We start from the raw sequence: 10,837 nt of genomic DNA, 5'->3' as shown, positions 1-10,837 counted from the left end.
GACTATCGGTGGCCAGGTCAGGGCGTTGCAGCCATGTGATCTGCGCCACAACCTGCTACAACCACCCCCGGCGCGTGGCCTGCACCCCCGCCTGGAAACGAGTGCTGGCGCCCAGGCGCTCCAGCAGGCTCGCGGTCCGGCGCACCACGGTACGCCGGGACAGGCCCAGGCGGCGGGCGATGGTGTCGTCGGTGGCGCCCATGCTCATGAGGGTGAGAATGGCCCGATCGCGTTCGTCGAGCGACTCCGCGGGATTCACCGAGACCGGAGTGGCCATGGACCACAGCGCGTCGAACGTCTTGACCAGCAGATCCAGCGTCGGCGACGGGCCGACCCGCACGCCCATGGGATCACCGCGGCGCTCATCGGTGTGCAGCACCAGCACCGCGCGGCGATCATCGGCGAGGATGATCTTCATCGGCGGATCGGGCAGCGTTCGCGCCTGCGCGCCGACGGCATTGGTGGCCAGCACGTGCCGCAGTCGCTCGGCGTCCTGGTAGATCGTCTCCTGGTACAGCGTGCGGTAGTCGATGCCCGCGGTGATGCGCGCGGACTTGAGTTCGAACAACCGCTCCTCGGTATCCACATCGGACAGGAACGGACCGCGCTCCACGACTTTCACGCAGTGATGCGCGGTGTGCTGCAGATCCTCGAAATCGGCCAGCAGCTGGCGGCGTTCGTAGACCGCGACCACCGCGCCATCGGCATCGGTCGTGCGGCGCACCGAGCGGAAGGTCTCGCCCAGGCGCGCGGCAGCGGACTGCATGCGCAGCATGTCGGAATTGCGGCGGCGAGTCTCGGCCTCGGACAAGGCTTCCGGAGCGTGCGCGTCCCAGCGCACGGTGCCATCGCTCTCGGTGAGGCGAACCGCGGCTTCGAGCCGGCACAGCGCGTCCAGCGCGGCTTCGGCCACCTGCGGCGGGCAGTCCAGTCGCTCGGCGACTTCGAGCGCGGTCGACCGGGGATGCTGAACGAGCGCGGCGTACGCGCGACCGTGCAGCGAAGCCGGGTCGAAAAGGTCATCCAGCGTTGTCACCGCGCCCACCGGCGATCGCCGGTCCGGGAAGCGCCCGTTCGCAGGGGCGGGTGCACGCTCTACTGGCCCGGGCCCCACTGCTGCTGCATGATGACGCCCTTGCTGGCCAGCCACGGCAGCGGATCCATCTTGCCGCCCGCGGCATCCCAGATCTCCAGGTGCAGATGCGGGCCGGTGGAGTTGCCGCGATTGCCGACGGTGGCGATGACATCACCGGCATTCACGCGCTGACCGGCATTGACCAGCATGTCGTTCACGTGGCCGTAGACGGCGATGGTGCCGTCGTCCTGCTGCACGCGCACCCAGAGTCCGAAGCCCGAGGCCGGTCCGGCCTCGATGACGGTGCCGCCCATGACCGAATGGATGGGAGCGCCGATCTGATCGGCGAAATCGACGCCGTAGTGCATGGCGCCCCAGCGCGCGCCGAAGCCGGAGGAGATGACGCCGGCGACCGGGCGCACGGCCGCGGCGGGGGCGAACTGCTGCTGCAACTGCTTGAGCGTCGACTCGGCCTGAGCCAGCGGCCCGGAGATCTCCGGCGGCAGATTCTGCAGGCCGAAGGGCGCGGGCGCGGCGGCGATCGGCGCGGCATTCGCGTCCGGAGCCGGAGCCTGCTCGGCGACGGGCGCGGCAGCGGGAACAGCGGCCTGCTTGAGAGATTGGGAGGCATCGGCGAGCGCGATATCCTCGGCGACCGACTTCTCCTCGTGATTGGGGAGCAGCGGCGCGGCGTGCGCGAGGGCCGGAACCAGCTGGGACGCGGTGCCCAGCAGCGCACCCGCGGCGACCGCGGCACTGGCCACGACCTTCACGCGATCGGCGGTGGTGGGATCGGCCCGATGCCGGCGACGACGTGCGGCGACGTCAACGCGCCCCGCACCAGAATCACCAAGCAAGTCCATAACGGATACGGAGTCTGCGGTCTCTCTGTGGTGCGGCAAAGCTCGTCCTAGCGTTCGGGGATCCGGTAACGATTCGGCATCGCTGTGATGGAAACTGTACTCGCCCGTGACCATTCCGCAACCTTGGATCGCGTTTATTCGTGTGCTAGGGAGGCGACGCGCGCATTGCCCGTTACCCGCGGGGCACACTGGTGCGGTGCTACTCGACACGCTCGACACACCGATAGTTCTGGCCCCGATGGCGGGCGGGCCGTCCACTCCCGAGCTGGCAGCAGCGGTTTCGGCCGCCGGCGGACTGGGTTTTCTGGCCGCCGGATATCTCTCCGCTACGGACCTCGCGGACCGCGTGCGGCAGACGCGGAAACTCACCGCCGCACCCTTCGGCGTGAATCTCTTCTTCCCCTCCGAACCCTCGCCGCCCGAGCGGTTCGCCGCGTATGTCACGGAACTGAGTCGTGACTTCCCGATCGGCGATGCCCGCTACGACAGCGACGACTGGACCGCCAAGCTCGACGTGCTCATCGCCGATCCGGTGCCGGTCGTGTCCACCACCTTCGGCTGCCCATCGGTAGCGGACATCGAGCGGCTGCACTCCGTCGGCACCGAAGTGTGGGTGACGGTCACCTCCGTGCCCGAAGCACTGCACGCCCGCACGGTCGGCGCGGACGCGGTCATCGCCCAGGGCGCCGAAGCGGGTGGGCATCGCGGCAGCTTCGAGGATCGGCCGGAGGACGACAGCGAGGACGCACTCGGGCTGCTCGCGCTGATCCAGCTGCTCGCGCCCGAAATGGACCGGCCGATCATCGCCGCCGGCGGCATCGCCACCGGCGCGGGCATGGCGGCCGCGCTCACCGCGGGCGCTCGCGCGGTACAGATCGGCACGGCCTTCCTGCGCTGTCCCGAAGCGGGCACCGCACCGCTCGTGCGCACGGCCATCACGAGCCAGACCCCCACCATGCTCACCCGCGCCTTCACCGGACGCCGCGCCCGCGGACTGCGCAACCGATTCATGCTCGACCACCCGAACGCACCCGCCGCCTATCCGGAAATCCATTACGCCACCGGACCTTTGCGCGCCGCAGCACGCACCGCGGGAGACGCCGAGCAAGTGAATCTCTGGGCAGGTCAAGCACATTCACTCGCACCCGAGCTACCGGCGGGCGAGCTGGTGCGGCAACTGTCCCGCGACGCGAAAAGTGCTCTGGAGCGGGTACTTTCGCTTCGAATTCAGGGTTATTGACAACGTTTGCCGATTAGACTCGGGTCACACCATCCGCCATCCCATGAGGAGAGCGATATGTCACTCGAAGTACCCACCGCACTACTCGAGCGTGCCGAACGCGGTGAAGTCAGCGACGAGGAATTCGTCGAATGTGTTCGGATTTCCCTGCCCTACGCCTACGAGGTAGTCAGCCGAGTCGCGGCCGATCTGCGTTCGGGCACCGAGGAATACGCGGACAACGTCATCCCGCCGCCGGATGAGACGGCCCGCGGCCAACTGCTGCGCGCCATGGCCTCGGACGCCATCCGCGGCGGCCTGGAACGCCACTTCAACATCAAGCTCGCCTTCCAGAACTGCCACCGGGTAGCGGCCTTCCCGGTGACCTCGGCGGGTGGCGACACCTACAACACCTTCGTCTCCACGCGCGCACAACTGCTCAACCAGAGCCCGGAACTGCGCAACTGCTGAGTCGTGGTCGGTGAATCGGCGCGTTCGCCCCCGGCGAGCGCGCCGATTCGCTTGCGACTCATGATGATCGAGCGCGAATCGACGCCACCGCTCGTTCAGCGCCCCTGGTGTTTGCGTACCTCGCGGCGCACCAGCCAGACGAATCCCGCCGTCGGCACATGGAAGAAGACGTTGATCGCGACGCGCGTCGCAATGCTCTGGTCGCCGACGAACAGCCCGAAAACGCAGACCATCGAGAGAAATCCGAAGAACACCGTGCACACGCCCAGCAGCACCCACCACAGCATCCGGCCGAGGTGATTGACGGGCTTGGGTCTGCCCGGAGCCATGGGTGCATAGCCCCAGGGCTGTTCGGAGTGACCCGGCTGATGAGTCGCCGGTTGCGGGGGCATCGGATACCGCAGCGGCGCTGCCGCTCCGGGCGGCACCGAGGGGTGCACGTAGTCGTACTGTGGCGCTGAGGGCGCGTAACCCGTTGGGCGAGGCTGACTTTCCGCCCTGCCCATCGCAGCCTGAAGTGGCGCGCCGTACGGCCGCGCAGCGGGCGGCGGCGGCTCGGGATAGGGCTGCGGTGCGGAATACGCCCCGGGCACCGCGTAGGACCGTGGCGAAGAACTCGGCTGCGCGGGTGGATAACTCGGTTGCGCAGGCGGAAAACTCGGCTGAGCGCTCGCGGGTACCGGATCCCGCGGTGGCGCGAACACCGCCCGCGGCGCGGTGGACTCCTGAATCGCGGCCAGCGCACTCGCGGCCAACTCACCGGCGGTGTCGAACCGCCGCGCGGGATCCTTGGCGAGACCGCGCACGATCACTTCGTCCAGGCCGGCCGGTACGGCCGAATTCTGACCGCTGGCACGCGGCGGCGGTGAAGTCATGTGCGCGAGCATCTGCTGCGCCGGAGCACTGTCACCGAAAGGCCGCCGGACAGTGAGGCATTCGTAGAGCACGCAGGCGAGCGAATACACATCGGAGGGAATCCCGCCCTCACCGGAGAATCGCTCCGGCGCCATATATCCCCAGGTGCCCACAGCCGCACCGGTGGAAGTCAGCGCGGTCTGCCCGGCGCCCCGGGCGAGGCCGAAATCGATGAGGTAGACGAAGCCATTGGGGAGCAGCAGGGTATTGGAGGGCTTGATATCCCGATGCACCAGTCCCGCATCGTGCGCGACGTCGAGAGCCTGCGCCAATTGCCGCACGATATCAACGGCCATGGGGACCGGCAGCGGCCCTCGATCATGCAGCACCTGTCCCAGATCGACGCCGTCGACCAGTTCCATATCGATGAACAGCCGGCCATCGAGTTCACCGAAATTGTGAATGGGCACCACATGCGGACCGCGTAACTTGGCCGCCAGCCGAGCTTCCCGCTCGAATCGCTGCCGATAGTCGGCGTCATCGGCGAGCTCGGCCGGTAGCACCTTCAGTGCGACATCGCGACCCATGCGAGTGTCGTAGGCCAGCCAGACCTGTCCCATACCGCCCTGCCCGAGCAGCTCTTCGAGCCGATAGTGGCCGAGCTTGCCATCCCCCAACACCTGTCCTCCAATTGCGGCACCGCTGCGCACACTGCCCTGCGCGCAGGGTCAGCATACGATCGAAAGGCACGTCAGCAGAGTCAGTCTCGAGGAGTTACCGTGGCCAGCGAACAGTCAGCCGACACTTTTGATCTCTGGGATCGCGACGGCGACGGGCTGATCTCCGCCGACGACATCCTCGCGGGCATCACCGCACTCGGACTGGATATCGATCCCGATGCCGTGCAGCGGCTCGTCGCCGCCGCCGACACCGACGGTGACTGGCTGGTATCGCGAGCGGAATTCGAAGCAGCTCGGATCGGGCGGGATCCCGAGATCAATGACGCGGATGCGGCTTTCGATGAGTTCGATGTCAATCGGAACGAGTTGATCGAGGTGGATGAGCTCGAATCGTTGTTGCGGACTTGTCCGGGGTTGTCGGATCAGAGTGCCGGAGAGTTGTTGGGGGCTGCTGATTTGGATGGGGATGGGAAGTTGTCGCGGGCCGAGTTTGCCGCGTTGCTGGCTCGGTTGGCGGGGTAGGGGTGCAAATCCATCCACAGCCTCCGCCACACCCTTCCGTCAGTACCGGAAGGAAAGTGGCGCGGTAGCCCCGCCGGCATAGAGCTGAAGCGAAGCGGGCGTCAGCACCGGTTCGAAAGTGGCAGATACCTGCGACCATTCGGTGCGGTTCGACGTGGCGGGGGCATCGAGCCGAGCCACGCGAATACGGCGCAGATCGTCAGCGCCGATGGTGTCGCTGGTGGAAGTTTCGGCGGTGAGCCAGGTTCCGGAGCTCGTGAACTCGATCCACGGATCGGCCAGGGCGATCTCGCCCAGGTGGAAGCGGGTCGAGGCGATCACGGTGCCGCGGTAGCGGAGTTCGCCGAGGCCGGTCGCCGGGTCGATGGCAGCCTCATCCAGCTCGAAGGTCAGGGTCTTGTCGCGGACCGCCGCGCCGTCCCTACCGGACATCGAACCCTGGAGCGGGCCGGTCACCGTGTCGGCGAAGCCGGGGGCCACCGCCCAGGTCAGGTCGGCGGCGGGGGGCTTGGGGGTGTTCGGGCCGGGGGCCGGGTCGTAGCGCACGGGGGCCGCGAGTTCCTGGGACGGGTTCACCGATTCGGCCGCCGCGTAGGTGTAGACGCCGAACACCGCGTCGGCGGGCGCCTTGGTCGGCTGGACCACGTCGATGACCGCCGTGAACGTGCCGTCGGACGCCAGCGGCACCCACTGATTGCGGATGGTGCGCTGGAGGTCGAAGGGGGCGCGGGGTACCTGGTTCAGGGCCGACTCGCCCATGATCCATTGCACCGCAGAGCGATTGACGCCCCGGGAAGCTCCGGGCGCGCCGGCGGAGGGACGCCAGTCGGGGGCGAAGCCGCCGAACGTCACGAAGGTGCCGTGCGGGACGCCCGGGGGAACCGGGACGGGGAGGCCGTCGGTGTTGGCGGACGGGTCGAAGCCGGTGCCGCGTACCACGATCTTGTCGCCGGGATGCACCACCGTGTCGGACAGCGGCGTCTTGCCGTCGGCCGTGAACAGCTCGATGGACGGGGACGGGTCCGCGGCGGACGGTGTTGCCGTCACGGCCCCGACGCCCGCCGCCGTCACGACGGCGAGTGCGGCGGCGGCCAACCGGTTCCGAATGCGACCCAGCGACACAGTGCTCATAAGGGCACCCTAACCCGGGGGTAAAATACCCGTGTTCAGGGGGTATTTTCCGGGGGTTCCGGTCCCTCAGACCTCCAGCAGTCTGCGTTTGAGCACCTTGCCGGTCGGGTTGCGGGGTAGCTCCACCAGGAACACCACCTCGCGGGGGACCTTGTAGCGGGCCAGATTGGTCTTCACGAACTCCCGGGTGTCCTCCGCGCTGAGCGAATGACCCTCGTGCACGACCACGAACGCCTTGAGACGAGCGCCGAAAGTCTCGTCGGGAACGCCGATCACGGCGGCCTCGCGGACGGCGGGATGGGTGTGCAGCAACTCCTCCACCTCGCCGGGGAAGACGTTCTCGCCGCCGGAGACGATCATGTCGTCGTCGCGGCCGTCGATGAAAAGCCTGCCCTCCCTGTCGAAATGGCCCACGTCGCCCGAGGACATGAGGCCGCGGACGATCTCCTTGTGGCCACCGCCGGTGTAGCCCTCGAACTGGATGACGTTGCCGACGAAGATCCGGCCGGTGGCGCCTGCGGGGAGACGGCGGCCGTTCTCGTCGAGGATCCGCACGCGCGCGCCGAGTACCGGGCGGCCGACACAGCCGGGCTCGGCGGCCAGATCCTCGGGATCGGCGACGGTCGCGTACGCGACTTCCGTTGAGCCGTACAGGTTGTAGATCACGGGACCGAAGGCCGCGGTGACCTCGCGGCACAGTTGGGCGCCGAGTTGGGAGCCCGCGACGAAGATGATGCGCAGTGCCGACAGGTCCCGGCCGGTCAGGGCGCGGCCGCCCAGATCCACCATGCGGGCGAGCATGACGGGCACCACGATCATGGTGGTGGCGCCGTGTGCGGCCGCGCTGTCGATCGCCGCCTGCGGGTCGAAGCGGCGGCGGATGACCAGGGTGGAGCCGAAACCCAGGGCCAGCATGGCCGAGGCGAAGCCGAGGGTGTGGAACATGGGGGCACAGCACTCGGTCACCTCCTTCGCGCGGAACGGCACCCGGGATAGCAGACCGCCCAGGGCCGCAAGGGATTTGGGTTCGGGTCGGGGTGCGCCCTTGGGGGTGCCGGTCGTGCCCGAGGTCAGCAGGATGATCTTGGGTTCGACGCCCGGGGCGGGCGGGGCCGCCGAGGAGCCGATCTCGATCAGCCATTCCAGGCTGTCTTCGCCGGGGTCGTCGGTCCAGGCGCGGTAGCTGCCCCGGCGCGGGGTCACGCCGTCGAGCATGTGGGCGTACTCGTCGTCGTAGACGAGTAGGTCGGTGCCTTCGCGGGTGGCCACGTCGCGGATCTGCGGGCCCGCGAAGTCGGTGTTGAGCAGGATTATTCGGGCGCCGCACTTGGCGGCCGCGAACGTGGCGTCCAGCAGGCCGCGATGGTTGCGCGCCAGGATCGCCACGCCCTCACGGGGTTCCAGGCCGCGTTCGCGCCAGGCGTTGGCCAGCCGGTTGGAACGGTCCTCCAGTTCGGCGAAGGTCAGTTCACCCAGTTCATCGATGAGGGCGGTGCGCCTGCCGTATCGGGCCGCCGAGAGGCGGAGGCCGGCGGCCAGGGTGCCGTACCTCAGCATGGCGGTGGCGGCGGCCAGCAGGACCGTCGGGGATTCGACCCGGGCCAGACCCGCCTCCATGATCAGGCGGGCGGACTCCACCTCGGTGTACGCCCGCTCCCCCACCGCGCGAATCAAGCCGAGTGTCATGCGCGTGCCCCGTTCGCCGGCCCGGCCGGACAGTGCACTGCCCGCGATTGTCCCTGCGCCCCTGCTGATTCCACCCGGACCTCCTCGTCCACCCCGTGCCGGCTGCCACCGGCGACCGCGGGCGTTCGCCCGCGAATCAACCGTACGACCGCGGGGGCTCGAACGGAATGGCTCGGTGAACCTCGCACCCCCGGGGCATCGCACATCCCGTGCCCGGCCGCCGCGACGGGAAACGCCCGCCCCGGGCGAACCGGGACGGGCGTGACCTGCGGGTAGACCCCGGGGACTACAGCGTGGTGACCGTCAGCTCACCCTCGGCGTACTGCGCGCGCAGCCGCTTCTTGTCGAACTTGCCGACCGAGGTCTTGGGCACCTCGGCGATGAAGGTCCAGTACTCGGGCAGCTGCCACTTGGCGAACTTGTCGGCCAGGAAGTCGCGCAGCTCTTCGGGCTCGGCGTCCGCGCCCTCCGCCAGCACCACCGCGACCAGCGGGCGCTCGTCCCACTTCTCGTCCGGAATGCCGATGACCGCGGCCTCCGCGACGGCCGGATGGCCGACGACCGCGTTCTCCAGATCCACCGAGGAGATCCACTCGCCGCCGGACTTGATGACGTCCTTGGACCGGTCGACCAGCGTCAGGAAGCCGTTGGGGCTGATCTTGCCGACGTCGCCGGTGCGCAGCCAGCCGTCGTCGAACTTGTCCGGATCGACCTCGGCGCCGGTGGGCGAGTAGTACGAGCCGGTGATCCAGGGGCCCTTCACCTCCAGCTCACCAAGGGCCACACCGTCATTGGGCACGACGCTGCCGTCATCGCCGACCAGGCGCGCCTGCACGCCGGCCGGGAAACGACCCTGGGTGTAGCGGTAGGCCCATTCCTCGTCGCCCTCCGCGCTGGCGGGAGCGTGCGCGACCGAGCCCAGCGGGGAGGTCTCGGTCATGCCCCACGCGTGCAGCAGGCGCACACCGTGCTGCTGCTGGAACGCCTGCATCATGGACGGCGGCACGGCCGCGCCGCCGACGACGCAGGTGCGCAGGTGCGAGATGTCCTGCGGCTGGGCCTGCAGGCCCGCGAGCACGCCGCCCCAGATGGTGGGCACCGCGGCGGCGAAGGTCGGCTTGACCGCGGCCATCATCTCCAGCAGCGGTCCGGGCTGCAGGAAGCGGTCGGGCATGAGCAGATTCGCGCCCGACATCATGGCCGCGTACGGCAGGCCCCAGGCGTTGGCGTGGAACAGCGGCACGATGGCCAGCACCGTGTCGGCCTCGGAGAAGCCCATGCCGTTGGGCGCGCAGACCTGCATGGCGTGCAGGAAGTTCGAGCGGTGCGAGTAGACGACGCCCTTGGGGTCGCCGGTCGTGCCCGAGGTGTAGCACATGCCGGCGGCCGAGCGCTCGTCCACGACCGGGAAGTCGTAGGTGTCGGGCTGGGCCGCGAGCAGCTCGGCGTAGGAGTGCACCTGCACGCCCTCGGGCGCGGTGAGCGCGCTCGCGTCGCCGTTGGCGACGATGACGTGCCGCACGGTCTTCAGGTTCGGCAGGTACTGCGCGAACATCGGCAGCAGCGTGCCGTCCACGATGACGACCTGGTCCTCGGCGTGGTTGGCCACGTAGACCAGTTGCTCGGGGAACAGGCGGATGTTCAGCGCGTGCAGCACCGCGCCCATGGCGGGCACGGCCACGTACACGACCATGTGCTCGTTGTTGTTCCACATGAAGGTGCCGACCCGGTCGCCTTCGCCGATGCCGAGGTCACGCAGGGCATTGGCGAGACGGGCGGCGTCCGCGCCGATCTCCCGGAAAGTCTGGGTGCGCACGCCGTCGCCGGTCCAGGTCGAAATGGTGCTCTCACCTTGGAAGGTGCTCGCATACCGCAGCAGCGTCGCGAGTGACAGCTGCTCGTCTTGCATGGTGCTCAACATTTCCCAACCGCTCCCTTGCACGTTTCCTCGCGACCGTGAACCAGGTCACTTATCCGGCAGAATAGTCGAATCGGACAGAGCTGTGACCTCGGGTAACCGAATTAGTGTTACCCGCAGTAACTGATGGCAGGGTGACCTCAGACACACGAGGCCGGTCGAACCCGGAAAATGACTGCGGGCGGCGAACCCCACATTCGCCGCCCGCAGTCTGCGCCGACCCGCCGCCGCGTGAACAGCGACCGGCCGGCCTCGAAGTCCCGATGAGGATCGACGGCTACGACACCCCCTGCGGCGCCGCAGAATAGCCAATCACTAACCAGGACAAGCAAATTGAAGCACAGTCTTCCGTGAATATAGGTAGTTCGCCCGCGGGCTGTCCAGTCGGCGACAGCGGCGCAGGTCAGACGGGGCTCA

Annotated in this window: 9 protein-coding genes; 3 read left to right on the top strand and 6 right to left on the bottom strand. The window is 68.4% G+C overall.

What is annotated here, in order from left to right:
- Nucleotides 1-55: 55 nt before the first annotated feature.
- Together ABZ319_RS02655 and ABZ319_RS02650 are read right to left on the bottom strand one after the other, a co-directional pair.
- Nucleotides 56-1,036 carry a helix-turn-helix transcriptional regulator gene (locus ABZ319_RS02655; protein WP_354984535.1) on the bottom strand — a complete coding sequence of 327 codons (981 nt, stop codon included), beginning with the start codon at nt 1,034-1,036 and terminating at the stop codon, nt 56-58.
- Nucleotides 1,037-1,095: 59 nt separating this feature from the next.
- Complete coding sequence (locus ABZ319_RS02650) at nt 1,096-1,938, bottom strand: M23 family metallopeptidase (RefSeq protein WP_354984534.1); 843 nt, start codon at nt 1,936-1,938, stop codon at nt 1,096-1,098.
- A gap of 196 nt (nt 1,939-2,134) precedes the next feature.
- Between ABZ319_RS02650 and ABZ319_RS02645 the strand changes: the two genes are divergently transcribed.
- On the top strand, nt 2,135-3,178 hold the full coding sequence (locus tag ABZ319_RS02645; RefSeq protein WP_354984533.1) for a nitronate monooxygenase: 1,044 nt from the start codon (nt 2,135-2,137) through the stop codon (nt 3,176-3,178).
- A gap of 57 nt (nt 3,179-3,235) precedes the next feature.
- On the top strand, nt 3,236-3,628 hold the full coding sequence (locus tag ABZ319_RS02640) for an SCO5389 family protein (protein ID WP_354984532.1): 393 nt from the start codon (nt 3,236-3,238) through the stop codon (nt 3,626-3,628).
- Between the two features lie 95 nt (nt 3,629-3,723).
- Here ABZ319_RS02640 and ABZ319_RS02635 read toward each other — a convergent pair whose 3' ends face one another.
- On the bottom strand, nt 3,724-5,163 hold the full coding sequence (locus tag ABZ319_RS02635) for a protein kinase (protein WP_354984531.1): 1,440 nt from the start codon (nt 5,161-5,163) through the stop codon (nt 3,724-3,726).
- Between the two features lie 99 nt (nt 5,164-5,262).
- Between ABZ319_RS02635 and ABZ319_RS02630 the strand changes: the two genes are divergently transcribed.
- Nucleotides 5,263-5,685, top strand: coding sequence for an EF-hand domain-containing protein (locus ABZ319_RS02630; RefSeq protein ID WP_354984530.1), 423 nt, complete (start codon nt 5,263-5,265; stop codon nt 5,683-5,685).
- Nucleotides 5,686-5,724: 39 nt separating this feature from the next.
- On the opposite strand, the gene ABZ319_RS02625 is transcribed toward ABZ319_RS02630, so the two are convergent.
- The 3 genes from ABZ319_RS02625 to ABZ319_RS02615 all read right to left on the bottom strand — a co-directional run bounded on the left by ABZ319_RS02625 (nt 5,725) and on the right by ABZ319_RS02615 (nt 10,423).
- Nucleotides 5,725-6,816, bottom strand: a complete 1,092-nt coding sequence (locus tag ABZ319_RS02625) for an HtaA domain-containing protein (RefSeq protein ID WP_354984529.1) — start codon at nt 6,814-6,816, stop codon at nt 5,725-5,727.
- Nucleotides 6,817-6,882: 66 nt separating this feature from the next.
- Nucleotides 6,883-8,502 carry an acyl-CoA synthetase gene (locus tag ABZ319_RS02620; protein ID WP_354984528.1) on the bottom strand — a complete coding sequence of 540 codons (1,620 nt, stop codon included), beginning with the start codon at nt 8,500-8,502 and terminating at the stop codon, nt 6,883-6,885.
- A 286-nt stretch (nt 8,503-8,788) separates the two neighbouring features.
- Nucleotides 8,789-10,423, bottom strand: coding sequence for a long-chain fatty acid--CoA ligase (locus ABZ319_RS02615; RefSeq protein WP_354984527.1), 1,635 nt, complete (start codon nt 10,421-10,423; stop codon nt 8,789-8,791).
- Nucleotides 10,424-10,837: the final 414 nt, after the last annotated feature.

This window comes from Nocardia sp. NPDC005978, from assembly GCF_040614455.1.
Lineage (GTDB): Bacteria > Actinomycetota > Actinomycetes > Mycobacteriales > Mycobacteriaceae > Nocardia.
Note: the sequence above shows the minus strand (reverse complement) of the source record. Positions and strands in the feature narration are given on the sequence as shown.